The sequence below is a fragment of the Amycolatopsis sp. NPDC049688 genome (assembly GCF_040674975.1).
Lineage (GTDB): Bacteria > Actinomycetota > Actinomycetes > Mycobacteriales > Pseudonocardiaceae > Amycolatopsis.
The window spans coordinates 145666-171878 of record NZ_JBFANY010000002.1 but is presented as its reverse complement, the minus strand read 5'-3'; the positions used below and the strand labels follow the sequence as shown (position 1 = coordinate 171878).

General features: G+C 71.4%; 30 protein-coding genes. 20 read left to right on the top strand and 10 right to left on the bottom strand.

The features are described 5' to 3' along the window. Positions 1 to 4 precede the first annotated feature (4 nt). Both AB0J55_RS06730 and AB0J55_RS06725 read right to left on the bottom strand, forming a co-directional pair. The gene (locus AB0J55_RS06730) at positions 5 to 583 is read right to left on the bottom strand and encodes an HAD family phosphatase (protein WP_364243858.1); all 579 of its coding nucleotides are present in this window, start codon (positions 581 to 583) and stop codon (positions 5 to 7) included. A 17-nt stretch (positions 584 to 600) separates the two neighbouring features. Continuing rightward, on the bottom strand, positions 601 to 1623 hold the full coding sequence (locus AB0J55_RS06725; protein WP_364243856.1) for a GntG family PLP-dependent aldolase: 1023 nt from the start codon (positions 1621 to 1623) through the stop codon (positions 601 to 603). Positions 1624 to 1759: 136 nt separating this feature from the next. On the opposite strand from AB0J55_RS06725, the gene AB0J55_RS06720 reads away from it, so the two are divergent. From AB0J55_RS06720 to AB0J55_RS06710, 3 genes are read left to right on the top strand one after another with little or no spacing between them, the layout of a single operon-like run. Continuing rightward, entirely contained in the window at positions 1760 to 2269 is a 510-nt protein-coding gene (locus tag AB0J55_RS06720) for a SigE family RNA polymerase sigma factor (protein WP_364243853.1), read from the top strand. Continuing rightward, on the top strand, positions 2262 to 2972 hold the full coding sequence (locus tag AB0J55_RS06715; protein WP_364243850.1) for a hypothetical protein: 711 nt from the start codon (positions 2262 to 2264) through the stop codon (positions 2970 to 2972). The genes AB0J55_RS06720 and AB0J55_RS06715 overlap by 8 nt, the downstream gene beginning before the upstream one ends. Positions 2973 to 3006: 34 nt before the next feature. Further along, the gene (locus AB0J55_RS06710; protein WP_364243848.1) at positions 3007 to 3621 is read left to right on the top strand and encodes a TetR family transcriptional regulator; all 615 of its coding nucleotides are present in this window, start codon (positions 3007 to 3009) and stop codon (positions 3619 to 3621) included. On the opposite strand, the gene AB0J55_RS06705 is transcribed toward AB0J55_RS06710, so the two are convergent. Genes AB0J55_RS06705 through AB0J55_RS06695 form a run of 3 tightly spaced genes read right to left on the bottom strand, consistent with a single transcriptional unit; the run spans position 3603 to position 5973 of the window. Then, a complete protein-coding gene (locus AB0J55_RS06705; RefSeq protein ID WP_364243845.1) occupies positions 3603 to 4307 on the bottom strand; it encodes a FadR/GntR family transcriptional regulator in 705 nt (234 codons plus the stop codon). The two genes, AB0J55_RS06710 and AB0J55_RS06705, sit on opposite strands and share 19 nt — an antisense overlap. Before the next feature lie 51 nt (positions 4308 to 4358). Beyond that, entirely contained in the window at positions 4359 to 5363 is a 1005-nt protein-coding gene (locus tag AB0J55_RS06700; RefSeq protein WP_364243842.1) for a beta-propeller fold lactonase family protein, read from the bottom strand. Next, the gene (locus AB0J55_RS06695; RefSeq protein WP_364243840.1) at positions 5356 to 5973 is read right to left on the bottom strand and encodes a bifunctional 4-hydroxy-2-oxoglutarate aldolase/2-dehydro-3-deoxy-phosphogluconate aldolase; all 618 of its coding nucleotides are present in this window, start codon (positions 5971 to 5973) and stop codon (positions 5356 to 5358) included. Before AB0J55_RS06695 ends, AB0J55_RS06700 begins: the two co-directional genes overlap by 8 nt. Before the next feature lie 64 nt (positions 5974 to 6037). On the opposite strand from AB0J55_RS06695, the gene AB0J55_RS06690 reads away from it, so the two are divergent. From AB0J55_RS06690 to AB0J55_RS06645, 10 genes are all read left to right on the top strand, one after another. Next, positions 6038 to 6715: an SDR family oxidoreductase gene (locus tag AB0J55_RS06690; RefSeq protein ID WP_364243837.1), complete on the top strand. Its 678-nt coding sequence runs from the start codon at positions 6038 to 6040 to the stop codon at positions 6713 to 6715. 14 nt (positions 6716 to 6729) lie between these two features. Continuing rightward, complete coding sequence (gene dgoD / locus AB0J55_RS06685) at positions 6730 to 7875, top strand: galactonate dehydratase (RefSeq protein WP_364243834.1); 1146 nt, start codon at positions 6730 to 6732, stop codon at positions 7873 to 7875. Positions 7876 to 7905: 30 nt separating this feature from the next. After that, on the top strand, positions 7906 to 9249 hold the full coding sequence (locus tag AB0J55_RS06680; protein ID WP_364243831.1) for a peptidoglycan recognition family protein: 1344 nt from the start codon (positions 7906 to 7908) through the stop codon (positions 9247 to 9249). A 22-nt stretch (positions 9250 to 9271) separates the two neighbouring features. Continuing rightward, the gene (gene purB, locus AB0J55_RS06675; RefSeq protein WP_364243828.1) at positions 9272 to 10699 is read left to right on the top strand and encodes an adenylosuccinate lyase; all 1428 of its coding nucleotides are present in this window, start codon (positions 9272 to 9274) and stop codon (positions 10697 to 10699) included. A 114-nt stretch (positions 10700 to 10813) separates the two neighbouring features. Next, positions 10814 to 11635 carry an ABC transporter substrate-binding protein gene (locus tag AB0J55_RS06670; RefSeq protein ID WP_364243826.1) on the top strand — a complete coding sequence of 274 codons (822 nt, stop codon included), beginning with the start codon at positions 10814 to 10816 and terminating at the stop codon, positions 11633 to 11635. Between the two features lies 1 nt (position 11636). Next, complete coding sequence (locus AB0J55_RS06665) at positions 11637 to 12401, top strand: ABC transporter substrate-binding protein (protein WP_364243825.1); 765 nt, start codon at positions 11637 to 11639, stop codon at positions 12399 to 12401. A gap of 7 nt (positions 12402 to 12408) precedes the next feature. Continuing rightward, positions 12409 to 13191, top strand: coding sequence for an ABC transporter substrate-binding protein (locus tag AB0J55_RS06660; protein WP_364243824.1), 783 nt, complete (start codon positions 12409 to 12411; stop codon positions 13189 to 13191). 6 nt (positions 13192 to 13197) lie between these two features. Next, positions 13198 to 13962, top strand: a complete 765-nt coding sequence (locus tag AB0J55_RS06655) for an amino acid ABC transporter permease (RefSeq protein WP_364243822.1) — start codon at positions 13198 to 13200, stop codon at positions 13960 to 13962. After that, complete coding sequence (locus AB0J55_RS06650) at positions 13959 to 14699, top strand: amino acid ABC transporter ATP-binding protein (RefSeq protein ID WP_364243819.1); 741 nt, start codon at positions 13959 to 13961, stop codon at positions 14697 to 14699. The genes AB0J55_RS06655 and AB0J55_RS06650 overlap by 4 nt, the downstream gene beginning before the upstream one ends. Before the next feature lie 43 nt (positions 14700 to 14742). Then, the gene (locus tag AB0J55_RS06645) at positions 14743 to 15624 is read left to right on the top strand and encodes an MOSC N-terminal beta barrel domain-containing protein (RefSeq protein WP_364243816.1); all 882 of its coding nucleotides are present in this window, start codon (positions 14743 to 14745) and stop codon (positions 15622 to 15624) included. Here AB0J55_RS06645 and AB0J55_RS06640 read toward each other — a convergent pair. Next, on the bottom strand, positions 15507 to 16313 hold the full coding sequence (locus tag AB0J55_RS06640; RefSeq protein WP_364243813.1) for an SAM-dependent chlorinase/fluorinase: 807 nt from the start codon (positions 16311 to 16313) through the stop codon (positions 15507 to 15509). The genes AB0J55_RS06645 and AB0J55_RS06640 overlap by 118 nt on opposite strands. A 47-nt stretch (positions 16314 to 16360) precedes the next feature. On the opposite strand from AB0J55_RS06640, the gene AB0J55_RS06635 reads away from it, so the two are divergent. The 3 genes from AB0J55_RS06635 (at position 16361) to AB0J55_RS06625 (ending at position 18521) form a co-directional block, all read left to right on the top strand. Beyond that, positions 16361 to 17365, top strand: coding sequence for a phosphoribosylaminoimidazolesuccinocarboxamide synthase (locus AB0J55_RS06635; RefSeq protein WP_364243810.1), 1005 nt, complete (start codon positions 16361 to 16363; stop codon positions 17363 to 17365). Continuing rightward, the gene (locus AB0J55_RS06630) at positions 17286 to 17750 is read left to right on the top strand and encodes an NAD(P)H-dependent oxidoreductase (protein WP_364243807.1); all 465 of its coding nucleotides are present in this window, start codon (positions 17286 to 17288) and stop codon (positions 17748 to 17750) included. The genes AB0J55_RS06635 and AB0J55_RS06630 overlap by 80 nt, the downstream gene beginning before the upstream one ends. A 66-nt stretch (positions 17751 to 17816) precedes the next feature. Further along, entirely contained in the window at positions 17817 to 18521 is a 705-nt protein-coding gene (locus tag AB0J55_RS06625) for a DUF2334 domain-containing protein (protein ID WP_364243805.1), read from the top strand. On the opposite strand, the gene AB0J55_RS06620 is transcribed toward AB0J55_RS06625, so the two are convergent. Next, positions 18518 to 19153 carry an MBL fold metallo-hydrolase gene (locus AB0J55_RS06620; RefSeq protein ID WP_364243803.1) on the bottom strand — a complete coding sequence of 212 codons (636 nt, stop codon included), beginning with the start codon at positions 19151 to 19153 and terminating at the stop codon, positions 18518 to 18520. The two genes, AB0J55_RS06625 and AB0J55_RS06620, sit on opposite strands and share 4 nt — an antisense overlap. A 34-nt stretch (positions 19154 to 19187) precedes the next feature. Then, entirely contained in the window at positions 19188 to 20123 is a 936-nt protein-coding gene (locus tag AB0J55_RS06615; protein WP_364243801.1) for a DUF5937 family protein, read from the bottom strand. 61 nt (positions 20124 to 20184) lie between these two features. Between AB0J55_RS06615 and AB0J55_RS06610 the strand changes: the two genes are divergently transcribed. Together AB0J55_RS06610 and AB0J55_RS06605 are read left to right on the top strand one after the other, a co-directional pair. After that, complete coding sequence (locus AB0J55_RS06610) at positions 20185 to 21324, top strand: MFS transporter (RefSeq protein ID WP_364243798.1); 1140 nt, start codon at positions 20185 to 20187, stop codon at positions 21322 to 21324. A gap of 33 nt (positions 21325 to 21357) precedes the next feature. Beyond that, entirely contained in the window at positions 21358 to 22854 is a 1497-nt protein-coding gene (locus AB0J55_RS06605) for an aldehyde dehydrogenase family protein (protein WP_364243796.1), read from the top strand. 134 nt (positions 22855 to 22988) lie between these two features. On the opposite strand, the gene AB0J55_RS06600 is transcribed toward AB0J55_RS06605, so the two are convergent. Beyond that, a complete protein-coding gene (locus AB0J55_RS06600; protein ID WP_364243794.1) occupies positions 22989 to 24563 on the bottom strand; it encodes a GMC family oxidoreductase N-terminal domain-containing protein in 1575 nt (524 codons plus the stop codon). Between the two features lie 155 nt (positions 24564 to 24718). Here AB0J55_RS06600 and purS point away from each other — a divergent pair, with 155 nt between their 5' ends. Both purS and purQ read left to right on the top strand, forming a co-directional pair. Continuing rightward, positions 24719 to 24958 (top strand): phosphoribosylformylglycinamidine synthase subunit PurS, encoded by a 240-nt coding sequence (purS, locus tag AB0J55_RS06595; RefSeq protein WP_013230759.1) that lies wholly within the window; start codon positions 24719 to 24721, stop codon positions 24956 to 24958. Further along, the gene (gene purQ, locus AB0J55_RS06590) at positions 24955 to 25632 is read left to right on the top strand and encodes a phosphoribosylformylglycinamidine synthase subunit PurQ (RefSeq protein WP_354817800.1); all 678 of its coding nucleotides are present in this window, start codon (positions 24955 to 24957) and stop codon (positions 25630 to 25632) included. Before purS ends, purQ begins: the two co-directional genes overlap by 4 nt. Before the next feature lie 92 nt (positions 25633 to 25724). Here purQ and AB0J55_RS06585 read toward each other — a convergent pair whose 3' ends face one another. Then, positions 25725 to 26150: a pyridoxamine 5'-phosphate oxidase family protein gene (locus tag AB0J55_RS06585; RefSeq protein WP_364243791.1), complete on the bottom strand. Its 426-nt coding sequence runs from the start codon at positions 26148 to 26150 to the stop codon at positions 25725 to 25727. Between the last annotated feature and the right edge of the window lie 63 nt (positions 26151 to 26213).

Sequence of the window (26213 nt, the reverse complement as noted above, 5' to 3'; positions counted from 1 at the left end):
GAAATCAGTCCAGCCAGGCCCGGGCGGCGTCGGCGCCGTTCCAGACGTGGGCACGGAGCCCGACCGCCCGCGCTCCCTCCACATTGGACTCGCGGTCGTCGAAGAACAGGCAGTCGGCCGGTTCGGCGCCGAGTTCGTCGAGCAGCAGGCGGAAGATCTTCGCGTCCGGCTTGACGCACCGGACGTCACCCGAGAACAGCGTCACGCGGAAGTGCCGCGCCCAGTCCTGCGCGCGGACCCACTCGCCGAACGCGATCGGCGCGTTCGACAGCAGCGCGAGGTTCGCACCGGCCTCGGCGAGCCCTTCGAGCAGCGCCAGCGAGGACGGTTCCAGGTGACCCCAGCCCTCGACGTCGATGCGGGTCAGCTCGGCCGACAACGCGTCGTCGACGGGTACGCCCACCGCGTCGCCGATGGCCTGCCAGTACTCCAGCGGCGTGCTGCCGGCGTCGTACGGGATCCGGTACTCCCAGTACGCCTTCAGGAACTCCGGCAGTGGCGCCCGCATCGCCGCGGCCAGGTCCGGCAGCGCCGGGCTCGGCTTGCTGAGCACGTCGCCGTAGTCGAACACGATCCAGTTCACGAGGTCCCCCGCGGTTTTCAGGCGCCGGTCTTGATGCGGCGCAGGGCTTCTTCGACGTCGGTCGCGCTGAGGTCCCGGTGGGTGACGAACCGGACCTTGCCCGCCATCGGCACCGCGCGGACGCCGAGCGACTCGAGCCAGGCCAGCGCGGTCGGGATGTCGGGCACCTCGGCGAGCACGATGTTCGTTTCCGGGTCGTTCGTCGGCCAGCCGTGCTCGCGCAGGCCTTCGGCGAGCCGCCGGGCGTTCTCGTGCGACTCGGCCAGCTCCGGGATGCGGTCCAGCGCGATCAGGCAGGCCGCGGCCAGCACGCCGCCCTGCCGGACGCCGCCGCCGAGCATCTGCCGCATCCGGCGGGCGCGTTCGACGAAGGTCCTGCTCCCCGCGACGACCGAGCCGACCGGCGCGCCGAGGCCCTTGCTGAAGCAGGCCGACACGGTGTCGACGCCGACGGTCAGCGCGGCGGGCGGCACTTCGAGCGCGACCGCGGCCTGCCACAGCCGGGCGCCGTCGAGGTGCACGGTCAGGCCCGCTTCCTTGGCGACGGACAGCAGCTGGGCGTGCTCGTCCGGCGGGGTCACCGCCCCGCCGGCCGCGTTGTGGGTGTTCTCGAGGCAGAGCAGAGATGTCCGTAATGTGAAGTACGGCCCGGGTTGTCCGATCGCGGCCGCGAGGGCGTCGGGCGAAGGGCGGCCCGGGCCGCCGTCGTGCTCGAGGATGTCCGGCATGCCGCCGGCCAGCCACGCCGCCGAGCCCAGCTCGTTGGCCAGCACGTGCGCGCCCCGGGTGGCCAGGAACCGGTCGCCGCGCTGCAGGTGCAGGCTGAGCGCGATCAGGTTGGCCATCGTCCCGCTCGGCGTCCACAGCGCGGCCGGCATGCCCAGCACGTGCGCCGCCCGTTCCTCCAGGGCCGCGACCGTCGGATCGTGTTCGAGGACGTTGTCGCCGACCTCGGCGGAGGCCATCGCCGCCCGCATCGTTTCGTCCGGCCGGGTGACGGTGTCGGAGCGGAAGTCCAGTACGGGCGGGCTGAAGGTCACGTTGCGATCACATCACACCCACGTCGCGGGGATCAATCAGCCCTTGAGTGGTCGAACCCACGCCGGGCGTGCAACCGTGGACGCCCCTGATTCCGTCCTCCCGGGCGGACGACCACAGAGCGGAGCACGACTGCGCGTGGACCAGCGCGACGAGCAGGAGTTCGCGGAGTACTTCGCCGCCAGGCGGGACGCCGTGCGCCGGACCGCGTACATGCTCTGCGGTGACTGGCACCGGGCGGACGACCTCGCGCAGACGGCGTTCGTGGCACTGCACCGGAGGTGGACGAAGATCAGGGATCGCGCGGCGACCGACGCCTACGTGCGCAAGACGCTCGTCCGGGCGTCGATCGACGAATCGCGGCGGCCGTGGCGGCGCGAGTGGCAGACCGAAACGCTGCCGGAGCCCGCCGACGACACGCCTGGCCTCGACGACCTCGTCGCGACCAGGGAGGACCTGCTCGCGGCGTTGAAGGAAGTGCCGCCCAAGCAGCGGGCGGTGCTGGTCATGCGGTTCTTCGAAGGACTCGACGTGACCGGCGCGGCGCAGGCGCTGGGCTGCAGCGAAGGCAACGTGAAGAGCCAGACCGCCCGCGGGCTGGCGAACCTGAGGCAGGTCCTCGAACGGGAGGTGGAGACCAATGGATGAGCAGGAGCTGCGCTCGTTGTTCTCCGCCGCGCCGCCGGACGCGCCGCCGCCGGCGTTCACCCGCGACGACGTCGTCCGCGAATCCCGGCGGCAGACCGTGCGCCGCCGGAACCGGCTCACCGCCGGGCTGGGCGCCGTCGTGCTGGTCGTCGCCGGGTTCGGGGTCTACGGCGTGGTGTCCGGGGGTACCCCGGGCCTGTTGACCGCGGCCAAGGACAACGCCACCCAATCGGACGCCGGTCCCGTGCAACCGGGAGAGAGCCCGATGCGTCCTGAAGTCGGTGGGGGGTCACCGAACTTCTCGTCCCAGGTACCCCAGCAGGGGGGTCCCGGGGAGGGGAAGACCGGCCAGCTGGCCGAAGGCGCCTCCGGGTGCGAACAGGTGGACGGGGAGCTCGCCACTGCCCTCGCTGGCGAGCTCCCCGGCCATTTCGACACCACCCGGGCGGTCCCGGGCGGCGCCTGTTCGACGGTGTCGCGGTCCGCCGGGTTCCCGGTTCCGGGCGGCGAAGTCGCCGCGGCGGTGTACCCGAAGGGCATCCCGGAGGTCTTCAAGTCCCAGCCCGCCGGCACGGTCACGGCCCGCGTGGCCACCGCGTCCGGTGGCGTGCTGGTGCTGGTCAGCGTGCCTTCCGCGGGCGCAGCGGCGCCGTACGCGGGGCAGGTGGAGACGTTCGCGCACCGTCTCGCGCCCCAGTTCTGAGCCCGGGTCCGCCCGGTTGGCAGAATGACCGGCCATGACCGCTGCGACCACCCCCAAGGGGGAGCGACGGCGCGCCGCGCTCGTCGAGGCCGCCGCGAAACTGCTCGTCGAGGGCGGGTTCGACGCCGTGCGGCACCGGGCGGTCGCCGAGCGGGCGGGCCTGCCCCTGGCGTCGACGACGTACTACTTCGACTCGCTGGAAGACCTGGTCACGGCGGCCGTCGAACACCACGCGAACGCCGAGCTGGCCACCGGCCGCGCCCGGCTGGAGGAGCTCGCGACCCGCAACCGGGGCGTGCAGGCGACCGTCGACCTGGTGCTGGAGATGCTGCTGGGCCCGGAGAGCGGTGACCCGGCGGCCGACGCCGAAGCGGTCCTCCTGCGGTACGAACGGCTGGTCGCGACCGGCCGCCGCCCGTACCTGCGGCCGCTGATGCGGACGCTGTCGGCCCAGCTCAACGAGCTGCTGACGGAGATCTTCGCCCGCTCGGGCACTCCGGTTTCCGAGACCGAGCTGGAACGGCTGGTCGCCCTGGTCGACGGCGCGGTGGTCAACGCGCTGATCGCGGTCGACCCGGAGCCCCGCGCGGCGGCGGCCCGGATGCTCCAGGCGGCGCTGGAGCCCACGGCTCACGACCGCGTGCGCTGAGCCTTCTCGAGGTCGTCGCGGGACTTCGTGACCAGCGCGAGCATCGCCTGCTCGGCCGCGACCGGGTCGCCCTCGACGATCGCGTCGAACACCTTCCGGTGGCTCGGCACCGGGTCCTCCGCCGTCGCCGCGCCGTGCACCAGCTTGTCCCGCTCGGCCAGCCCGATCGCGATGACCCGTTCCATCCGCATCAGGAAGTTGTTGTGGGTGGCGGCCATCAGCCGCCGGTGGAAGGCCAGGTCGGCCTGGACGCTCGCCTCGGGGTCGGAGCCTGCGGCGGCCATGTCGGCCAGCGCTTCCCGCAGCCCTTCGAGGTCCTCCTCCGACGCCCGCCCGGCGGCGAGCCGCGCGGCGGCGGGTTCGACGACCGCCCGCACCTCGGTGAGCTCGTCCAGCAGCGCCGGGTCGTCGGCGGCCGCGGTCTGCCACCGCATGACGTCGGTGTCGAGCATGTTCCACTTTTCGCGCGGCTGGACGAAGGTGCCGCGCTTCTGCCGGGCGTCGATCATGCCCTTGGCCGCCAGCACCTTGAGCGCCTCCCGCAGCGCGGTCAGGCTGATGTCGAGCTCTTCGCGCAGGGCGGGCAGGTCCAGGACGGTGCCCTCGCCCCACTCGTCGGAGAGGATCCGGCTGGCCAGGGTTTCCACGGTCTGGCCGTGCAACCCGCGTGGCCGGTGTTCGCTCAATGGAGGGACCCTCTCAGCCGGCAGGTGGTGACCGCATTATGAATGCCGGGGTCAAGGCAGGGAAACGGGCAGCACGAAGGTCGGCGACCCCGTCGGGTAGTACCGCAGTTCCGCCTCGCCGGACGCGGTCAGCGTGAACGCCGTGACCGCGTCCTCCGACTGCGCCGCCACGTAACAGGTCCCGTCGACCAGCGCGAAGTGCCGCGGGTTCGCGCCGCACGGCTGGTCCGCCACCGCTGCCGCGTCGTCCAGCGCGAACTCCGTCACGCAGTCCGGCCCGCGGTTCGACACGTACAGGCGCGAGCCGGCCAGTTCCAGGTGCGCCACCAGGTTGGGTTTCCCGGAAGACAGCGTCGAAGGGGTGGACGCGACCACCTCGAACGCGCCCGGCGACGTCTCGCGGACCGTCACCAGCGTTCCGGCGAGTTCCCCGACGACGTACGCCAGGTCCGTACCGGGACGCCGCACCAGCTGACGCGGTCCGGTGCCCGGCGGCAGCGACGACACCGCCAGCGGCTCCAGCTCGCCCGACGACGTCAGCGTGTAGCTGCGGATCTCGTCGGTGCCCAGGTCGACGGCGCTCACCACGGAACCGTCCGGCGACGGGACCGCCATGTGGACGTGGGCGGCTTCCTGGCGGCCGGACACCGGGCCGCTGCCGCTGTGCTGCACCAGGGCCGTCCGCGCCTGGAGCGCACCCGACGGCGTCAGCGAAAACACCGCCACGCTGCCGCCGGTGTAGTTGGCGCACAACAGGAACCGGCCGTCCGGCGTCACCGCCAGGTGACACGGGTGCGCGCCGCCCGTCTCGGCCGTGCCCAGCACCGACAGCTCACCGGAGGGCGAAATGGCCAACGCCGTCACACCGCCGGCAGCGGTCTCGTTCGCCGCGTACAGCACCAGCAACGACGGGTGCTGCGTGAGCCACGACGGCGATTCCAGCGGCAGGCAAGCCACTTCGCGCAGCGAGCCGGACGGCGACCGCTCGAAGGTCGTGATCCCGGTGCCGTTCCCGGCGTCCCCGGTGTAGCACCCGACGAAGACCAGCTCAGCCATGCGCGCTCCTCAGCAACGTCCCGACCCGGGCGGCGATCTCCGTCGCGGTGCCGCGGGTCAGCGCCGAGCCGATCCCGCAGGCGACCGCACCCGCCGCAAGCCAGCCTGGCACGTCCTCGGGGGCGATGCCGCCGGTGGGTACCAACGGCGCCTGCGGCAGCGCCGCCCGCACGTCCGACACCCACGACGGCCCCAGCGCCGACGCCGGGAACACCTTCACCGCGTCGGCGCCTTCCTCCAGCGCACGCACGATTTCGGTCACCGAACCAGCGCCCGGGAACGCCGCCACGCCGTACCGGTGCGCAGTGCGGATCACCGCGCGGTCCACCGACGGCGACACGAGGAACCGCGCCCCCGCGCGAATCGCGAGCACCGCGGACGGCTCGTCGAGCACCGTCCCGGCCCCGATCGTCGCCTCCGGGTACGCGGCCGCGAGCCCGGAGATCGCGTCCAGCGCGCCGGGGTTCGTCAGCGGCAGTTCGATCGAGCGCAGCCCGGCTTCGAGGGCCGCGCGGGCCGCTTCCACCGCGGACTCCGCGTCGTGCGTGCGCACGATTCCGACGACCCCCTGGCGCAGGGCGTCCGCCATGATCTCCCAGCGGTAGCTCATGACCCCAGTCTACCTTGTGAAATCTTAAATTAGGATTTATTCTCACCTCGTGAGGGGAGCGGCGATGCCTACAGCGGTGGTGACCGGAGCGGCCTCCGGAATCGGCAGGGCGACCGCCCGGAAGCTCCTCGACGACGGCTACCGGGTGCTCGGCGTCGACATCGCCGAGCTGCCCGACGGCGTCACGCCGATCCGGGGTTCGGTGGCCGACGAGTCGACCTGGGCGGCGATCGGCGAGGTGGACGCCCTGGTCAGCAACGCCTACGTGCCCAGCACCGGGCCGCTGCACGAGATCGGCCGCGCCGAGTGGCAGCGGCAGCTCGACGTCAACCTGACCGGGACCTACCTGGCCGTGAAGGCGTGCTTGCCGTCGTTGCGGGACCGGCGCGGCGCGATCGTGCTGGTCTCTTCGGTGCACGCCCACTTCGGGCTGCCCGGCCACCCCGCGTACGCCGCCAGCAAGGGCGCGCTCGTCGCGCTGGCCCGGCAGCTCGCCGTGGAATACGCGCCCGAGGTGCGGGTCAACTCCGTGCTGCCCGGGCCGGTGCTCACCGAGGCGTGGGCCCGCATCTCGCCCGAGGACCGCGAACGCAGCGCGCGGGCGACGCCGGCGGGCCGGCTCGGGGAGCCGGGCGAAGTCGCGAACGTGATCGCCTTCCTGCTGTCGCCCGCCGCGTCCTTCGTCACCGGGGCCGAACTGACCGTCGACGGCGGGTGGTCCGCCGCCAAGGATTCCGCGTAGCCGGGAGGACACGGGTGAAGATCACCGACGTCGAAACGTTTCTGGTCGCGCCGCGCTGGCTGTTCCTCAAGGTCGACACGGACGAAGGGATCAGCGGCTGGGGTGAGCCCGTGGTCGAGGGCCGCGCGGGGACCGTGCGCGCGGCCGTGCACGAGCTGTCGGAGCTGCTGATCGGCCAGGATCCGCTGCGCATCGAGGACCACTGGCAGGTGCTGCGCCGCGGGGGCTTCTACCGCGGCGGCCCGGTGCTCTCCAGCGCGCTCGCCGGGTTCGACCACGCGCTGTGGGACATCGCGGGCAAGGTCCGCGACGCGCCGGTGCACGAGCTGCTCGGCGGCCCGGTCCGCGACCGCGTCCGGGTGTACAGCTGGGTCGGCGGCGACCGGCCGTCCGGCATCCGCGAAGCCGTGTCCGCGCAGGTCGAGGCCGGGTTCACCGCGGTGAAGATGAACGTCGCCGGCCCGCTGGCCCCGATCGCGTCGCCCGCGGAGGCTGACGCGGCGGTCGCTCGCGCGTGGGAAGCGCGCGAGGCGCTCGGCCCGCACCGCGACCTGGCGATCGACTTCCACGGCCGGGTCTCGCCCGCGATGGCGCGGCGGCTGGTGCGCATGCTGGAGGACGTCCAGCCGATGTTCGTCGAGGAGCCGGTGCTGCCGGAGACCCAGGGCGACGCGCTGCGGTCGGTCGTCGAGGCGTCCACGGTGCCGGTCGCGGTCGGCGAGCGGCTGTACTCGCGCTGGGAGTTCAAGCCGGTGCTCGACGCGGGCGTCGCGGTGGTCCAGCCCGACCCGTCGCACGCCGGCGGCATCTCCGAGCTGCGGCGGATCGGGGCGCTCGCCGAGATGTACGGCGCTTCGCTCGCGCCGCACTGCCCGCTCGGGCCGATTTCGCTGGCGGCGTCGCTGCAGGTCGCCTTCGCGACCCCGAACTTCCTGATCCAGGAACAAAGTGCGGGCATGCACTACCACGAGGGCCGCGAACACGCGTACCTCGCCGATCCGTCGGTCTTCGCCTTCCAGGACGGCTACGCGGCGCGCCCCCTCAAACCCGGCCTCGGCATCGAAATCGACGAAGCGGCCGTGCGCCGCGCGGACGAGGCCGGCCACGCCTGGCGATCCCCGGTGTGGCGGCACGACGACGGTGGTTTCGCCGAGTGGTGAACGCTTCCGGCGGTTCTGGGAACATGACGTGTGACCTTCCCCGTCAGAACCCTGACCGCCGCGGCGTTCGCGCTGGTGATCGCCGCCGCCGTGCCCGTCACCGCGTCCGCGCAGGACACCCCCTCGCCCGAATGCCCGGCCGACCTGGACTGCCGGTTCGTGCCGGCCGCCTACGACTGGTCGAGCGCCGACCACAGCGACCCCAACAACTACGGCAACTACGACCCCGCGAACCGGCCGGCCGACGGCCAGCAGATCAAGTACATCGTCATCCACGACACCGAAAGCGTCCCCGGCAGCGGGGTCAGCCCGTACGACCAGGCGATCGCCACCTTCCAGAAGCCGTCGAGCGGATCCAGCGCGCACTACGTGATCCGCTCGTCCGACGGCCAGGTGACGCAGATGGTGCCGACGAAGGACGTCGCCTGGCACGCCGGCAACTGGACGCTGAACGAGCACTCGATCGGCATCGAGCACGAGGGCATCGCCGCCGAGGGCGGCACCTGGTACACCGAGCAGATGTACCGCGCCTCCGCGGACCTGGTGAAGTACCTCGCGGCGAAGTACCACATCCCGCTGGACCGCGAGCACATCATCGGCCACGAGGACGTTTCCCGCGAGCGCACCAAGAACTTCGCGGCCGCGCACTGGGACCCGGGTCCGTACTGGGACTGGAACCACTACATGGAGCTGCTCGGGGCGCCGGTCCACGCCACCGGCGGCCCGGCGAGCCAGGCCGTCACGATCAAGCCGGACTACGCCACGAACCAGCCGCCGATGACGACGTGCACCGGCACCACCTGCACGCCGCTGCCGGCGCACGGCGCGAACTTCGTCCCCCTGCACACCGCGCCGGACGCCGGCTCGCCGCTGATCACCGACCCGGTGGTGCACCCGGACGGCTCGCCCGGGACCACCGCGATCGACGACTGGAGCGACAAGGCGGTCGCGGGCCGGACGTACGCCCTCGCCGGCGAGCAAGGCGACTGGACGGCCATCTGGTACGGCGGCCAGCAGGCGTGGTTCGAGAACCCGGGACACCGCGCGACCGTGCCCGCCGGCGGCCGGCGGGCCACCGCGGTCTCTTCGGTGCCGTTGTACGGGCGGGCCTTCCCCGAGCAGTCCGAGTACCCGGCGGACATCCCGTTCGACCCGATCTGGACCGTCGGCGCCATCCCGTGGACGCTGCCGGCGGGCCAGAGCTACGTCGTCACCGGTGAGTTCCAGGCGGAGAACTACTACGCGCGCTTCGACCCGGCGGGCGTGCCGGACAACCACACGCTGGTCACCGGCGCGACGAAGTACCTCCAGCTCTCCTACAACCACCGGCTGGTCTACGTGAAGGCCTCCGACGTCCAGGTGCAACCCTGCTGACCTGCGCAGGTAGTGTGAGGGCGTGACGGACAAGCCCCGCATTCCCAACGTGCTCGCCGCCCGCTACGCCTCGCCGGAGCTGGTCCAGCTCTGGTCGCCCGAGTACAAGGTCGTGCTCGAGCGGCAGCTCTGGATCGCGGTCCTCGAGGCGCAGCGGGACCTCGGCGTCGAGGTGCCCGACGGCGTCGTCGAGGCGTACCGGCGGGTGATCGACACCGTCGACCTCGAGTCGATCGCCAACCGCGAGCGCGTCACCCGGCACGACGTCAAAGCCCGGATCGAGGAGTTCAGCGACCTCGCCGGGCAGGAGCACATCCACAAGGGCATGACCTCGCGCGACCTCACGGAGAACGTCGAGCAGCTGCAGCAGCTCCGCTCCCTGGAGCTCGTGCGCACCCGGGTCGCCGCCGTGCTGGCCCGGCTGGCCGCGCTCGCCGTCGAGCACACCGACACCGTCATGGCCGGGCGCTCCCACAACGTCGCCGCGCAGGCCACCACCCTCGGCAAGCGGTTCGCCACCGCGGCCGACGAGCTGCTGGTCGCCTTCGAACGGCTCGAAAACCTCATCGAGCGGTACCCGCTGCGGGGCATCAAGGGCCCGGTCGGCACTGCGCAGGACATGCTCGACCTGCTCGGTGACGAGTCCACTTTGGACCAGCTCGAGGACCGCGTGATGCAGCACCTCGGCTTCGGGCGCCGGTTCGTCAGCGTCGGCCAGGTGTACCCGCGCTCGCTCGACTTCGACGTGCTGTCCACTGTGGTCCAGCTCGCCGCGGCGCCGTCCAGCCTGGCCAAGACGATCCGGCTGATGGCCGGCCACGAGCTGGTCACCGAGGGCTTCAAGCCCGGCCAGGTCGGTTCGTCCGCCATGCCGCACAAGATGAACACCCGCTCCTGTGAGCGCGTCAACGGCCTCGCCGTCGTGCTGCGCGGCTACCTGTCGATGATCGGCGAGCTCGCCGGCGACCAGTGGAACGAGGGTGACGTCTCGGACTCGGTCGTCCGCCGGGTGGCGCTGCCGGACGCGTTCTTCGCGCTCGACGGCCTGCTGGAGACGTTCCTCACCGTGCTCGCCGAGTTCGGGGCCTTCCCGGCGGTCATCGAGCGTGAGCTCGATCGCTACCTGCCGTTCCTCACCACCACGAAGGTGCTGATGGCGTCGGTGCGCGCGGGCGTCGGACGTGAGACGGCCCACGAAGCCATCAAGGAGCACGCGGTCGCCGTCGCGCTCGAAATGCGCGAAGGTCGCGCGGAGAACGACCTGCTCGACCGGTTCGCCGCCGACGACCGCATCCCGCTCGACCGCGGTGAGCTGGACAAACTCCTCGCCGACCGGATCTCGTTCACCGGGACGGCCGGGCGGCAGGTGGCCCAGGTGGCCGAGCGCGTCGCGGCGGTGCTCGAGCGGTTCCCCGAGGCCGCGGGCTACGCGCCGCAGCCGATCCTGTGAGCTGACACACCCGTCCACGAAGTGGAACAAATCCACTCGAACGGGCGAAATCCCTAATCTCGATCGCTGACCACGGAGCGCTGCGAAGCGCCAGTCCCCACCATGGAAGAAGCGATGAGATCCACGCTGTCCAAGATCACCGCCGTCCTCACCGCGGGCGCGCTGACCATGACACTGGCCGCCTGCGGTGGTTCGAGCGCGGGAGCGACCACCCTGCGCGTCGGCACCCTCAGCGACGCCCCGCCGTCGATCTACCTGGAGAACGGCCGCTTCACCGGCTACGACAACGAGCTGCTGCGCGACATCGCCAAGCGTGAGGGCTTCGAGGTCGAGTTCGTCGGCACGGAGTTCGCCGGGCTGCTGGCGGGCGTCGCGGGAGGCAAGTTCGACATCGGCAGCTCGACGATCTCCAGCACCGAGGCGCGCAAGAAGACGGTCGCCTTCTCCAACGGCTACAACACCGGGTTCACCACGGTCGTGACCGCGAAGGGCGCGAACCTCAAGGACCTCGCCGCGCTGTCCGGCAAGCGCCTCGGCGTGGTCCAGGGCTCGGTGCAGGACGAGTTCGCCGGCGGCAAGGTGGCCGGCGCCCAGGTCGTCCGCTTCCCCGACTACAACGCGGGCTTCGCGCAGCTGAAGAACGGCACCCTCGACGGCTGGGTCGTCCCGCAGGACATCGGGCAGAAGTACCTGGACCAGAACCCGGCTGTGCCGCTGGAACTCGGGTACACGGTCGAGGACAAGGACACCCCGTCGGCGTTCGCCGTCGCGAAGAAGAACGTGGACCTGCTGAACAAGCTCAACGACGGGCTCGCGAAGGCCGTCGCCGACGGCACGGTCGCGCGCATCTACGCGCAGTTCTACAAGAACACGCCGCTGTCGAAGGAACTCCAGCAGGGCGGCCCGGGCCTGCCCGTGAAGAACCTGGGGGCGTGACATGAAGAAGCTGATCGTCACCGTGCTGGCTGCCGCTCTCACGCTGACCGCGTGCGGCGGCTCGGACAGCGCTTCCCCGGCCCTGCGCGTCGGGACGCTGAGCGACGCACCGCCGAACATCTTCCTCAAGGACGGCAACTACACCGGCTTCGACAACGAACTGCTCAAGGCCATCGCGGCCAAGCAGAACCTGAAGCTGGAGTTCGCCGCGACCGACTTCTCGGCGCTGCTCGGGCAGGTCGCGTCCGGCCGCTACGACATCGCCAGCTCGGCGATCGCGCAGACCGACGAGCGCAAGAAGACCGTGGACTTCTCCGCGGCCTACGACTTCGAGACCATGAGCATCCAGGCCAAGCAGGGCACCCCGGTGGCCGACGAGAAGGGCCTGGCGGGCAAGCGCGTCGCCGTCATCCAGGCGACCGTCGGCGACCACTGGCTCGGCACCACGGTCCCCACCGCGCAGGCCGTGCGGTTCCCCGACTACGCCGCCGCGCTGACCGCGCTCAAGACCGGCGCGGTCGACGCGTACATCCTGGACCAGTCCATCGCCGAGAAGAACGTCACGGACAACCCGGACGCCAAGCTGGTCGTCGTCAAGAGCTTCGTCACCGACGTGCCGCACGGTTTCGCGGTGAAGAAGGGCAACAGCGAGCTGCTCGGCAAGATCAACGACGGGCTCAAGCAGGTGATCTCCGACGGGACCTGGCTTAAGCTGCACCAGCAGTTCCTGCCGACCGCTCCGGTGCCGGCCGGGTTCCAGGGTTAGGAGAAGCATGAAGAAGACACTGGTCACGGCGATCGCGGCGACGCTGCTCGCGGCGCTGACCGCGTGCGGCGGCGGCTCGGACAGCGGTGCCGGCAAGACCCTGCGCGTCGGCACGCTCAGCGACTCCAAGCCGAACGCCTACCAGGAGAACGGCACCTTCACCGGCTTCGACAACGAGCTGCTGAAGGCGATCGCGGCGAAGGAGAACCTGAAGCTGGAGTTCGTCGCGACCGACTTCTCGGCGCTGCTCGGCCAGGTCGCGAACGGCACGTTCGACATCGGCAGCTCGGCGATCTCCCAGACCGAAGCCCGCAAGAAGACGGTCGACTTCTCGGCGCCGTACAACTACCAGGCCCTCGGCATCGAGGCGAAGGAAACCGCCGGCATCACGGACGAGAACTCCCTGTCCGGCAAGCGGATCGGCGTCGTCCAGGGCACGGTCTCGGACACCTGGCTGGGCACCAACGCCCCGGCCGCGCAGGCCGTCCGGTTCCCGAACGACGCCGCGGCCCTGGCCGCGCTGAAGACCGGCGCGGTCGACGGCGCGGTGTTCGACCAGGCCACCGCCGAGGACTACGCGAAGAACAACCCGGACGCGAAGCTCAAGGTGACCAAGGCGATCACCACGACCATTCCGCACGGGTTCGCGTTCAAGAAGGGCAACACGGACCTCATCGACAAGGTCAACGACGGCCTGAAGAAGGTCATCGCGGACGGCACCTGGGTGAAGGTGCACGACCAGTTCGAGCCCAGCGCGCCGGTGCCCGCCGAGTTCAAGCCGGGGCAGTAATCCTCCATGGAGCAATTTTTCGACACCTTCCTGAACTGGGAGTACATCTGGCAGGTCTTCCCGGACCTGCTGAAGACCGGCCTGCTCAACACGCTGATCCTGGCGGTCACCTCCGCGCTGATCGGCACCGTGCTCGGCATGGTGCTGGCGGTGATGGGCCTGTCCACGAAGGTCTGGCTGCGCTGGCCGGCGCGGGTGTACACCGACATCTTCCGTGGACTGCCGGCGATCCTGACCATCCTCGTGATCGGCCAGGGTCTCGGCACGCTCGCCCGGGACGTCGTCGGCACCAACCCGTACCCGCTGGGCATCCTGGCGCTGAGCCTGATCGCGGCCGCCTACATCGGCGAGATCTTCCGGTCCGGCATCCAGAGTGTCGACAAAGGACAGCTGGAGGCCAGCCGCGCGCTGGGGATGAGCTACAGCAAGGCGATGCTGCTGGTGATCATCCCGCAGGGGGTGCGGCGGGTGCTGCCGGCGCTGGTGAACCAGTTCATCGCGCTGATCAAGGACTCCAGCCTGGTGTACTTCCTCGGCCTGCTGTCCGAGCAGCGCGAGCTGTTCCGGATCGGCCAGGACCTGGCGGCCAACACCGGCAACCTGTCGCCGCTGGTCGCGGCCGGGTTCGTGTACCTGGTGATCACCGTGCCGCTGACGCACCTGGTGAACTACATCGACAAGAAGCTCCGGACCGGCCGCAAGGTGCGTGCGGACGAGCCGGGCGAGGGTGATGAGCTGGACCTGGTCGCCAGCGGGAAGGTCAGCTCGTGACGACGGCGGTGCGTTCGTCCAGTGTGGAGCTGCGGGACATCCACGTCAGCTTCGGCACGCTCGAAGTCCTGCGCGGGGTGGACCTCCGGGTCGAAAGCGGCAGGACGACGTGCGTGATCGGGCCGTCGGGCTCGGGCAAGTCGACGTTGCTGCGCTGCGTGAACCGCCTGCAGGAGCCGGATTCCGGCGACCTGCTGCTCGACGGCGAGTCAGTGATCCGGTCGGACCCGGACGCGCTGCGCCAGCGCGTGGGCATGGTGTTCCAGCACTTCAACCTGTTCGGCCACCGCAGCGTGCTGGACAACATCGTGCTGCCGCTGCGGAGTGTGAAGAAGCTGGGCAAGGAGGAGGCGGCGGAGATCGCCCGCGCCCGCCTGGCCGAGGTCGGCCTGGCGGACAAGGCGCCGTACCGGCCGAGCGCGTTGTCGGGTGGCCAGCAGCAGCGCGTGGCGATCGCGCGGGCCCTGGCCATGGACCCCGAGGTGATGCTCTTCGACGAGGCCACCAGCGCGCTCGACCCGGAGCTGGTCAAGGGCGTGCTGAACCTGATGGCGGGCTTGGCCGAGCGGGGGCTGACGCTGATCGTGGTGACGCACGAGATGGGTTTCGCCCGCAGCGTCGCCGACGAGGTGGCGTTCATGGACGCCGGCCGGATCGTCGAGCAGGGCCCGCCGGCCAAGATCTTCGACGAGCCGCAGAGCCCGCGCCTGCAGCGGTTCCTTTCGCAGGTCCTGTGAAACGAAGACGCTTCGGCGGCCGCAGCCCGGGTAACCTGCGAAGATGGCGAGAATCGCGCGGCTGACGTACTACCCGGTCAAGGGCTGCGCCGGCACCGACGTGCCGTCCGCCGAGGTAACGCCGGCCGGGCTCGCGCACGACCGGGTCTTCCAGCTCGTCACGCCGGAAGGCGGCGTGCTCACCCAGCGGCCGCACCCGGTGCTGGCGGCGGTCCGCCCGCGGGTGCTCGGTGACCGGCTCGCGCTGTCCGCCCCGGGCCGGGACGACGTCGTCTTCCCCATCCGGCTCGACGGCCCGCGCCGCCCGACGTCGACGTACGGCTGGCAGGGCGACGGCGTCCGCCAAGGCGAAGCGGCGGACGCGTGGTTCTCGGACCTGCTCGGCCGGCCCGCGGAGCTGATCCGCATCGCGCCCGGCCACGACCGCGTCACCGGCGGCCACACCCCGGGCACGGCCGCGTTCGCCGACGGGCACGCGCTGCTCATCACCTCGGAGTCCTCTTTGGACACTCTGAACGAGCGGATCGCCGCCGGGCAGGGCGACCCCGTCCCGATGGACCGGTTCCGCCCCAACATCGTCATCGCCGGCTGGGCGGAACCGCACCGCGAAGACGAAGCCCGCGAACTGTCCGCGGGCACCGCGAAGTTCGGCTACGCCCAGCAGTGCGTCCGCTGCACGGTCCCGATGATCGACCAGGAAACCGGCGCCAAGGCCGGCCCCGAGCCGATCCGCGCCCTCGCGACCTACCGGCGCGGCCCGGACGGCGGGGTGGTCTTCGGAGTGCAGGCCGCGGTGCTGCGGCCGGGTCAGGTCGCCGTCGGCGACGAGGTGATGGTGCATTCCTGGGCCGGCCCGAGCCCGAGCACGGCGGCTGCGGAGCCGCCGTTCACGGCGACGGCGAGCCGTCCGGCGGAGTCGGTGTAGAGCACGCTGGCGCCGGCGGGCACGTCCGCGAACGTCCGCCCGAGCACCGTCGTCACGGCCACCCGCTCGCTGTGCACCGAAACCGCGCCCGAGAGGCCCGAGAGCTCGAGGTCCGCCGGGGTCGCGGCCAGCTGGACGTTGCCGAAGTGGTCGACCGTCAGCACCTCCGACACGAGCTTCCCGGGGAACGCCGCCACGAACGGCTCCGGCATCGCCACCAGGTCGTCCACCGGGTCGCCGAAGTCGGCCGGCGCGACACCCAGCGCGAGGTGAGCGGCCGCGGGCGCGAAGACGTCACGCCCGTGGAACGTCGCCGACGTCGTCGGCAGCCGCAGCGAGGGCTCGGCCAGCTCGTACGCCGCTTGGACGCCGCCCAAGGCCTGCGCGGCCGGCAGCAGGAGGCCGTTGTCCGGCCCGACCAGCAGTCCTTCCCCGGCGACGACGACCACGCCGAGCCGGTTCGTGCCGACCCCCGGGTCGACGACGGCCACGTGGACCGACGGCGGCAGGAACGGCACCGTCTGGGCCAGCGCCATCGCCCCGTGCCGGATGTCCTGGGGTGGCACCTCGTGCGTCACGTCGATCACCCGCACGGCGGGCGCGAGCCGCGCGATCACGCCGTGGCAGGCCGCCACGAAGCCGTCGCGCAGGCCGTAGTCGGTCGTCACCGAGATCCAGTCGTACGCCATGCCAGCATCATCCATGGTGGCACAGGGTGCCCGTTAGGGTTCGGTGCGTGACACCCCTCCCCACGTGCCGGTGGCTCGCCTCCGGCAAGGTTCGCGACCTCTACGCCGTGGGCGACGACCGCCTGCTGGTCGTCGCCTCCGACCGCATTTCGGCCTTCGAGCACGTCTTCCCCACGCACGTCCCGGACAAGGGCCGGGTGCTCACCGCGATGAGCGTGTTCTGGTTCCGCGAGCTGGCCGACGTCCTCCCGAACCACCTCGTGGCCTGGGACGGGCCGCTGGTCCCCGCGCCGGTCCGCGGCCGGGCGCTGCTGGTCGAGCGGCTCGACATGCTCCCGGTCGAGGCGGTCGTCCGCGGCTACCTCACCGGCCGCGGGTACTCCGATTACCGCAGGTCAGGTGAGGTGTGCGGGCTGACGCTGCCGCCCGGCCTCACCGAGTCGGCGCGGCTGCCCGAGCCGATCTTCACGCCGTCCACCAAGGCCCGGCCCGGGGACAAGGACGAGAACATCGACTTCGGCACGTGCGTGTCGGTGCTGGGCCGCGCGCTCGCCGAGGAGGTCCGGGAAGCGTCACTGGAGCTGTACCGCCGGGGTGCCGCGCGCGCGGCGGACCAGGGCCTGCTGCTGGCCGACACGAAGTTCGAGTTCGGCATCGGGGCGGACGGCGGCCTGGTGCTCGCCGACGAGCTGCTGACGCCGGATTCGGCGCGCTACTGGCTCGCCGACGGCCACCAGCCCGGCGTGCCGCAGCCGTCGTTCGACAAGCAGCACGTGCGGGACTGGCTGGTCGACCCGGCGTCCGGCTGGAACTGCGTGTCCCCGCTGCCGCCGTTGCCCCCCGATGTGGTGACGGCCACGCGCGACCGGTACCTCGAGGCGTACCAGCGCATCACCGGGCTTTCGCTGGCAGACTGGCCCCGTGATCCTGCTGATCTGCGGCAGCCTGCGAGCCGGCTCGGGCAATGCGGCGGTGCTGGGGACCGTCGCGACCCTCACCGCGAGCAAGACGTACACCGGCCTCGGCGACCTGCCGCACTTCAACCCCGATGACGACCGCGACCCGCTGCCCCCGGCGGTCGCGGACCTGCGGGCGGCGATCGCGGAGGCGTCCGCGATCCTGATCTGCACCCCGGAGTACGCGGGCGGGCTGCCCGGCTCGTTCAAGAACCTGCTGGACTGGACGGTCGGCGGCGGCGAAATCTACGGCAAGCCGGTGTCCTGGATCAACGCATCGTCGATCGCGGCCCCGACCGGCGGCCGGGACGCGCACGACTCGCTGCGCAAGGTCCTGACGTACGCGGGCGCGAAGATCGTCGAGGAGGCGTGCGTGCGGATCCCGATCTCGCGCGCCGACGTCGCCGAGGGCCAGGTTGCCGACCCGGACCTGCGCGGGCGGATCGCGGTGGCGGTCAAACGACTGCGTGAGGGCGTCTGACCCTTCCGGCAACGGTCGCCCGCCCGTTCTGCGCAGTTCACGGCGACGTCAGCCGCGTGGGTCCCAATGGGGGGCGTGGAAGCTCGCTTGCTGGTTTCGCTGTCGGGAATCACCCCGCGCACGCTGCACCGGTGCGCCGACCTCGCGGCCGAGCTCGACCGCCGCAAGGTGCCCCTGTCGCTGCTGTACGCCGCCCGCACCGGCGAAGGCCCGGTGACGGAGTGGGTGCGCACCCGTGCCCGCGGCGGTGATTCCGTGCTCCTGCACGGCTACGACCACACCGTCACCCCCACCCACCGCACGGTCTACCTGGGCAAGAAGGCCGAATTCGCGACGCTGCCCGCGCACGAGGCCCGGCTGCGCCTGATCGCGGCGAAGGCGTCGCTGGACGCGGCGGGGCTGTCGGTCGACGGTTTCGCGCCGCCGCGCTGGATCGCGTCCCAGGGCACGCTGCAGGCGCTGGCCGAGCACGGGTTTCGCCTGTGCGCGGACCTCGGCGCGGTGCGCGACCTCGTCACCGGCGAGGTACGCCGCGCCCGGGTGAGTGAGTTCACGAGCCAGTCGCACCGCACGGAGACGGTGCGCTGCTTCGCGCTGGTGCTGGCGGCGGCGCGGTCGGCCCGCCGGGGCGGGCTGGTCCGGCTGGGGGCGGAAGCCACGGACCTCACCCGCCCCGGTCTCCGCCAGGCCCTGCTCGACGCGGTGGACGTGGCGCTGGAGAACCGGGCGTTCGGCGCGACCTACGGTTCGCTGCGCGCGGTCGCGGCCTAGAACTTCGCCGGTTCGCCCCGGTCGAGCACCTTGACCTCGGTGCCTTCGGGCGCGAGGTTCCCGAACAGGCCGTAGTGCATGGCGGGGTTGGCGAGCACGGCTTCGTGGATGGGCACGGCCACCCGCGGCGCAACGGCCCGCAGGTAGTCGACGGCTTCCCCGGCCTTCAGCCACGGCGCCCCGGTGGGCAGCCCCAGTACGTCGATCTTCTGCTCGGGCACGAAGAAGGAGTCGCCGGGGTGGAAGAAGGCCCCGTGGTCGAAGACGTACCCGATGTTCGGGATGACGGGGATGTCGGAGTGGATGACGGCGTGCTGCCCGCCGACGGCGTTGATCGACGTCCCGCCGACGGTGAAGGCGGCGCCGACCTCGGCGACGTCGAACTCCAGGCCGAGCTTCTCGACCTCGGGGGCGGAGCCGGGATCGACGATCAGCTTGGCGCCGGGGTTGGCCTCGAGCACCTTCGGCAGCCGTTCGACGTCGAGGTGGTCGAAGTGCTGGTGCGTGACCAGCACGGCGGACAGCTCCCGTTCCCCTTCGAAGCCGGTGGAAAAGACGCCGGGGTCGATCAGGATCCGCTCGGAACCGGTCTCCAGCAACAGGCAGGCGTGTCCGAAATGGACGATGCGCATCGGTTGTTCTCCTTCACGGGTGGTCGATTCCAGCCTAGTCCCGTTTCCCGGCCAGCAACGCGTCGCCGAGCTCCGTCCGCCGGTACAGCACCCGGTGCCCGCGCCGCTCCGAAGCCAGCAACCCGGCCCCGCGCAGCGCCGTGAGGTGCGCCGAAACCGTCGCCGGCGCCAGCCCGAGCCGCTGGGCCAGTTCGGTCGTCGCCGCGGGGCGGTCGAGCGTGGTCAGCAACAAGGCGCGCGTCCGGCCGAGGATCTCCGCCAGCGGTTCCGGTGGAGAGCCCGCCGAAGTCCACAGCGAAGCCACCCCGCGAGCCGGGTAGAGCAGGGAAACCTGCCACGGCGGCACGGTCACCACTCCGACGTTCGGCCACGCGAACACCGCCGGGATCAGCAGCAACCCCCGCGAGTCGATCGACAGGCGCTCCCGGGCCCGGACGTCGACCAGCACCGACGTCCCCGACAACCGGACGCGCGGGTGCAGCTCGGCCAGCATCGCGGCGAGCCCGCCGGAGCCCAGCTGCCGCGTCCGGTGCGCGATGTCCGCCGCGAGCAGCTCGCGCAGGCGCGGCCACTGCGGGGCCAGCACCGCCTGCCACACCGTCTCCAGCTGGCCGGCGAGCAGGTCGCGCGCGGCCGCCGGGTCGGCGGGCAGCCCGGACAAGTCCGCGTCGACCATGCCCAGCTCCAGCGCCACCTGGTCCGGGTGCGTCGCGCGAACCACCGCGAGCTGGGCTTCGGCGGTGGTCTCTGGACCGTCGGGCGGTGGGCTCAGGAACTCGGTGATGTAGTGCCGGGCGCTCAGCACCGCCGTCAGCTCGGGCACGTCGGGGATACCGTCGAGCCACGGCAGCGGCGCGGGGTGCCGCCGGAGGCCGAGCAGGGTCTGGACCGCGCCCAGGACCTCCTCCAACGGCGAGATGGCGAAACGGACGCGTTGGCTGCCGGCCGCCGTCAGGGTCAGCTCGATCACCGGTGATTCGCTCTCACCCGAATCAGTGTGCCGCAGAACCGCGCCGGGAGAGCGTGGAGCCATGTCGTTGCTCACCCACCGCGCCTACTGGCGCTGGTCGGCCGGCGTGCAGCTCGCGCGGCTCCCCGGGACCATGGCGCCGCTCGCGTTCACCCTGCTCACCACGGCTACGACCGGCTCGTACCGGCTGGGCGGCGTGCTGATGTCGGTCTACGTCGCCACCGAGATGGTGTGCGCGGTGCCGGTCGGGCGGCTGCTGGACCGCGTCGGCCCGGCCCGCGGCCTGTCGGCGCTGTTGCTGCTGACCGCCGCCGGATACGCCGCCCTCGCCGTGGCCGCCGACGCGCCCGCCCCGGTGCTGGTCGCGCTCGTCCTGCTGCCGGGGATTTCGGGCGGAGCGCTGGCCGGCGGGTTCCGGACGCTCCTGGCCGACACCGTCGACGACGCCTTGCTGCCGCGTGCGATCTCCGTCGACGCGATGCTGCTCGAAGGCGTGCTGATCGGCGGCCCGGCGCTGGTCGCGCTGCTCGACCTGGCCGGCACGGCCGTCCCGCTGGCCGCCATGGCCGTCGCCTGCGTGGTCGCCGCCGCGCTCGTCCCGCGCCGCCCGGCGTCCCACGGTCGGGTGGAATCCGCCGCCGAAGTCCCGCCCGTGCGGCCGGGCGCGTACCTGCCGTGGCTGTGCTGCGCGTTCACCGTCGGCCTGCTGCTGTCGACGATCGAGGTGGCGCCGCTGCCCCTGGTCCAGCGCCTCGGCGCGCCGGAGACGGCCGCGCCGGTGGTGATCGCCGTGCTGAGCGGGGCGAGCATCGCGGGCAGCGCGCTCTACGCGTGGCGCGGCCGGACCGGGGATCCCCGCCTGCTCCTCGGCGGGTTCGTCGTCGGCGGGGTGGTGCTCGCCTGGGACCTCGGGTGGCCGGGCCTGCTCGCGTCGATCGCGGTCATCGGCGGCTGCACCGGGCCGCTGGTCGCCGCGACGTCGGTCAACCTGCAGCGGCTCTTGCCGAAGGACCGCAGGTCAGCGGGGTTCTCGCTGAGTTTCACCGTGCAGGCGTGCGGCTTCGGGCTCGGCTCGCTGTCGGTCGGCGTGCTGCCGTTGTGGCTCGCTCCGTTGTTCGGTGTCTTTGCCGCGGCGATCGCCGGTGCAATGCTGGTGCGGAAGCCCGCACGAGCTATTGGCACGGTGTCAGTAACGTCGTAACCTGGGCTGACCCTCGACCCACGGGAGACGCCGATGACTGCCGTCCAGCCGAAGCCGACGACGGTCGGCGAGACCTTCGACTCGCTCAGCCCGGCGACCGACGAGGTGGTCGGAACGTACCCGATCCACAGTGCGGGGGACGTCAAGGCGGCCGTCGAGCGGGCGCGCGTCGCGGCGGAGTGGTGGGCCGGCCTCGGGTTCGCCGGGCGCGCCGAGCGGCTCAAGGGCTGGAAGGGCGTGCTGACGCGGCGGCTGCCGCAGCTGTGCCAGGTCGTCCGCGACGAGACCGGCAAGCCGATCGCCGACGCGCAGCTCGAGAGCGTCCTGGCCATCGAACACATCGCGTGGGCGGGCAAGCACGCGAAAAAGATTCTCGGCAAGCAGAAGCGGTCGGCGGGCCTGCTGATGTCGAACCAGGCGGCGACGGTGGAGTACCAGCCGCTGGGCGTGGTCGGCGTGATCGGCCCGTGGAACTACCCGGTGTTCACCCCGCTGGGCTCGATCGCGTACGCGCTCGCGGCCGGCAACGCGGTGGTGTTCAAGCCCAGCGAGTACACGCCGGGCGTCGGGAGGTGGCTGGTCGACGCGTTCGCCGAGATCGTGCCGGAGCAGCCGGTGCTGCAGCTGATCACCGGCTTCGGCGAGACGGGCGCGGCGCTGGTGACGTCGGGTGTCGACAAGATCGCGTTCACCGGTTCGACGGCGACGGGCAAGCGCATCATGGCGGCGGCGGCCGAGACGCTGACCCCGGTGGTGATCGAGGCGGGCGGCAAGGACCCGGTCCTGGTCGACGCGGACGCCGACCTCGACGCGGCGGCGGACGCGACGGTGTGGGGCGCGTTCTCGAATTCGGGCCAGACGTGCATCGGCGTCGAGCGGGTGTACGTGCACGAGAAGGTCCACGACGAGTTCGTGGCGAAAGTGGTCGAGAAGTCGAAGGACGTCCGCGCGGGCTCGGACGAGGCGGCCCAGTACGGCCCGGTGACGATGCCGTCCCAGCTGGGCGTGATCAAGCGGCACATCCACGACGCACTGGCCAGGGGCGGCAAGGCGGTCGTAGGCGGCGAAGACGCGGTCGGCGACCGGTACGCGCAGCCGACCGTGCTGGTGGACGTCCCGGAGGATTCGGAGGCGGTCACCGAGGAGACCTTCGGCCCGACGGTGACGATCGCGAAGGTCGCTTCCATGGACGAAGCGGTCGAGCGCGCGAACAACACGAAGTACGGCCTCGGCTCGACGGTGTTTTCGAAGTCCCGCGGCGTGGAGCTGGCGGAGAAGCTGCGCACGGGCATGACGGCGATCAACGCACCGCTGTCGTTCGCGGGCATCGCCTCCCTGCCGTTCGGCGGCGTGGGCGATTCGGGCTTCGGCCGGATCCACGGACCGGAGGGGTTGCGCGAGTTCGCCCGCACGAAGGCGATCGCGAGGCAGCGGTTCACGGCCCCGTTGACGTTGACGTCGTTCAACCGCAAGGAATCGACGGACGCGCTGGTGGCGAAGCTGGTGACCATCCTGCACGGCAAGCGTTGAGCGGTCCGGGGCTGTGGACAAGGAGGGTCCACAGCCCCGGAATCGCCCGGAACTGTCGGTGGGCGCCGGTAAACTGGATACCGGGGGGCCGAGGGCCGCAGATCCTCCGCAAACCGCCCGGCCCAGAACGGCAGCTACGCCGACTTCCCCCGGATCAGATCCGCCGCTTTTTCCGCCACCATGATCGTCGGCGCGTTCGTGTTCCCCCGCGGCACCACAGGCATCACCGAAGCATCGACCACCCGCAGCCCCTCCACCCCCTGCACCCGCAGCTCCGGATCAACCACCGACCCGATGGCGCAAGTCCCGACCGGGTGATAAAGCGTCTGCGTGTGCTCCCGGACGTGGTCCGCCAGCTCGGCATCACTCAAATCATGCCGGGAAGGCAGGAACGGCCGGTCCAGGAACCGCCGCAGCGGGCCCGATTTCCCGATCTCGATCAACGCCCGCAACCCCGCGATCATCGTCTCCATGTCGCGCGGCTCGGAGTAGTAAGCCGGGTCGATTTCCGGCTTCCACAACGGATTCGCCGACTTCAACCGCAGCCGTCCGCGGCTCGCGACGTCCACCAGCGTCGCCGCCGACGTGAAGCCCGGCGTCGTCCATTCGCGCATCGCGTTGTCGTAGAACAACGTCGGCGCCACGTGGATCTGCATGTCCGGCGCCGGCAAGCCGTCCGTCGTCGGGTAGAACGCGCCCGCCTCGCCGACGTTCGACGTCAGCGGCCCGCGCTTGGTCAGCTGGTAGCGCATCAGGCCGCGCGGCGTGGCCGATTCGACCAGGTCGGTCGTGTCGCGCGTGGTCCAGATGATCCCGCACGCCGGGTGGTCGTGCAGGTTCTCGCCGACGCCGGGCAGCGCGGCCACGACGTCGATGCCGTGCTCCCGCAGGTGCTCGGCCGGCCCGACGCCCGAAACCATCAGCAACTGCGGCGAATTGACCGCACCACCCGAAAGAACGACTTCGGCCGAAGCCCGGGCCGTGCGCTCGACCCCACCCTCCAAATAGGACACACCGACCGCGCGCGTGCCTTCGAAGACGACGCGGGTCGCCGGCGCAAGGGTCTTCACGGTGAGGTTCGGCCGGTCGAGCGCCGGGCGCAGGTAGGCGTCGGCGGTCGACCACCGGCGGCCCTTCTTGCAGGTCACCTGGTAGACGCCGGCGCCTTCCTGGCTCTCGCCGTTGAAGTCGTCGGTGCGCTTGAGGCCCCACGCGACGGCCGAGTCGACCCAGGCGTGCGACAGCTCGTGGGTGAACCGGCGGTCCTCGACGTGCAGCGGGCCGTCGGTGCCGTGCAGCGGCCCGCCGAGCCGCTGGTTGCCCTCCGCGCGCTTGAAGTAGGGCAGGACGTCGTCCCAGCCCCAGCCGGTCGCGCCGTGGGAATCGCGCCAGCCGTCGTAGTCGGCGCGGTTGCCGCGGATGTAGATCATCGCGTTGATCGACGAGCAGCCGCCGAGCATCTTCCCGCGCGGCCAGTACGACGTCTTGCCTGTGTGCTTCTGCTCGACGGTCTCGTAGTTCCAGTCCCACTTGGTCTTGAACAGCGACGCGAACGCGGCCGGGATGTGGATCTCGTCCGCGGTGTCCTCCGCGCCCGCTTCGAGCAGCAGGACCTGGGCCGAAGGATCCTCGGTGAGGCGGTTGGCGAGGACGCACCCCGCGCTCCCGGCGCCGACGATGACGTAGTCGTAGGACTCCTGGACGGCCACGGTGCCTCCTGTTGGCGAGATGTCAACGACTCATCATGGCGCAGCCCCGCGCCCTCGGCCAGTGTAGGTTTCCCGGTGGGCCCCGCCAGGGGATCGGGAGGGTGAACTATGCTCGCGGGGTATCCACGACCTGCGTGAATAAGGAGCAGCCTGCCGTGGCCCGAGTCGTCGTCGACGTCATGCCGAAGCCCGAAATCCTCGACCCGCAGGGACAGGCCGCGCTCGGCGCCGCCGGCCGCCTGGGGTTCACCGGGATCACCGAGATCCGCCAGGGCAAGCACTTCGAGATCGAGGTCGACGACACGGTCGACGACGCGACGCTGGAGAAGATCGCCGAAGGCTTCCTCGCGAACCCGGTTATCGAGCAGTGGACGATCACGCGGGTGGACGCGTGAGCGCGCGCATCGGGGTCATCACCTTCCCGGGCACGCTCGACGACGGCGACGCGGCCCGCGCGGTCCGCTACGCCGGCGGCGAGGCCGTGCCGCTGTGGCACGCCGACGAAGACCTGCGTGACGTCGACGCCGTGGTCGTCCCGGGTGGGTTTTCCTACGGCGACTACCTGCGCGCGGGCGTGATCGCCCGGTTCGCGCCGGTCATGACGCCGGTGATCGAGGCGGCGCGCGCGGGCATGCCGGTGCTCGGCATCTGCAACGGGTTCCAGATCCTCTGCGAGGCCGGCCTGCTGCCGGGCGCGATGATCCGCAACCAGGGCCTGCACTTCATCTGCCGCGACCAGTGGCTGCGGGTGGAGAACACGTCCACCGCGTGGACCACGCGCTACGACGAAGGCGCCGAAATCCTCATCCCGATGAAGAACATCGACGGCTGCTACATGGCCGAGCAGTCCACTTTGGACGAGCTCGAGGGCGAGGGCCGCGTGGTGTTCCGGTACGTCGGCGGCAACCCGAACGGGTCGCGCAACGACATCGCCGGGATCCGCAGCGAGAACGGCCGCGTGGTCGGGCTGATGCCGCACCCGGAGCACGCGATCGACGCGCTGACCGGGCCGTCGGACGACGGGCTGGGCATGTTCTTCAGCGCGGTGGACGCGCTCGTGAAGGCCTGAGGGCGGCCCTCGGCCCCCCGGGTATCCATTCTACCGGTGAGGACCGACAGTTCCGGGGCTGCGGACGTGAGTTGTCCACAGCCCCGGAGGCGTCACTTGCTCTGGTCGTTCGACAGCCACTTCTCCGGCCGGACCCGGACCAGCACCGACCGCTCTCCGAGCGCCGAGTCGACGTACGCCGTGGCCTGGTCCTCCGGCCAGTACCGCTTCGCGATCCGCAACGCCTGCTCGCGCGTCGGCGGCTCGTCGTTCGCCACCACCGGGCCCTCGACCGTCACGTACTTGTACGGCGGGTTCTCGTCCTGCGCCACCAGGCTCAGCCGGCCCGCCGCGCGGATCGACCGGTCCTTGACCGTGTCGCGCTCCATCCAGATCAGCAGCTCGCCGCCGGGTTCGTAGTCGTACCAGACCGGGACCGCCAGCGGTGCCCGGCCGGCGCGTTCCACCGCCAGCACCCCCACGTGCACCCCGCTCAGGAACTCTTCGCGCTCCGCCGCGGTCATCACGAACGACGACATGTCACTCCCCGGGTAGACGGGCCATCCACCGGGGAGTGACACGTCCGGCAGTCCGGACATTCC

Excerpts from the sequence above, each read along its gene's own strand:
- AB0J55_RS06715 (WP_364243850.1), top strand. The coding sequence starts at position 2,262 with ATGGATGAGCAGGAGCTGCGCTCGTTGTTCTCCGCCGCGCCGCCGGAC.
- AB0J55_RS06710 (WP_364243848.1), top strand. The coding sequence starts at position 3,007 with ATGACCGCTGCGACCACCCCCAAGGGGGAGCGACGGCGCGCCGCGCTC.
- AB0J55_RS06700 (WP_364243842.1), bottom strand. The coding sequence starts at position 5,363 with ATGGCTGAGCTGGTCTTCGTCGGGTGCTACACCGGGGACGCCGGGAAC.
- AB0J55_RS06695 (WP_364243840.1), bottom strand. The coding sequence starts at position 5,973 with ATGAGCTACCGCTGGGAGATCATGGCGGACGCCCTGCGCCAGGGGGTC.
- AB0J55_RS06690 (WP_364243837.1), top strand. The coding sequence starts at position 6,038 with ATGCCTACAGCGGTGGTGACCGGAGCGGCCTCCGGAATCGGCAGGGCG.
- AB0J55_RS06670 (WP_364243826.1), top strand. The coding sequence starts at position 10,814 with ATGAGATCCACGCTGTCCAAGATCACCGCCGTCCTCACCGCGGGCGCG.
- AB0J55_RS06665 (WP_364243825.1), top strand. The coding sequence starts at position 11,637 with ATGAAGAAGCTGATCGTCACCGTGCTGGCTGCCGCTCTCACGCTGACC.
- AB0J55_RS06660 (WP_364243824.1), top strand. The coding sequence starts at position 12,409 with ATGAAGAAGACACTGGTCACGGCGATCGCGGCGACGCTGCTCGCGGCG.
- AB0J55_RS06655 (WP_364243822.1), top strand. The coding sequence starts at position 13,198 with ATGGAGCAATTTTTCGACACCTTCCTGAACTGGGAGTACATCTGGCAG.
- AB0J55_RS06645 (WP_364243816.1), top strand. The coding sequence starts at position 14,743 with ATGGCGAGAATCGCGCGGCTGACGTACTACCCGGTCAAGGGCTGCGCC.
- AB0J55_RS06640 (WP_364243813.1), bottom strand. The coding sequence starts at position 16,313 with ATGGCGTACGACTGGATCTCGGTGACGACCGACTACGGCCTGCGCGAC.
- AB0J55_RS06625 (WP_364243805.1), top strand. The coding sequence starts at position 17,817 with ATGGGGGGCGTGGAAGCTCGCTTGCTGGTTTCGCTGTCGGGAATCACC.
- AB0J55_RS06620 (WP_364243803.1), bottom strand. The coding sequence starts at position 19,153 with ATGCGCATCGTCCATTTCGGACACGCCTGCCTGTTGCTGGAGACCGGT.
- AB0J55_RS06610 (WP_364243798.1), top strand. The coding sequence starts at position 20,185 with ATGTCGTTGCTCACCCACCGCGCCTACTGGCGCTGGTCGGCCGGCGTG.
- AB0J55_RS06605 (WP_364243796.1), top strand. The coding sequence starts at position 21,358 with ATGACTGCCGTCCAGCCGAAGCCGACGACGGTCGGCGAGACCTTCGAC.
- AB0J55_RS06585 (WP_364243791.1), bottom strand. The coding sequence starts at position 26,150 with ATGTCGTCGTTCGTGATGACCGCGGCGGAGCGCGAAGAGTTCCTGAGC.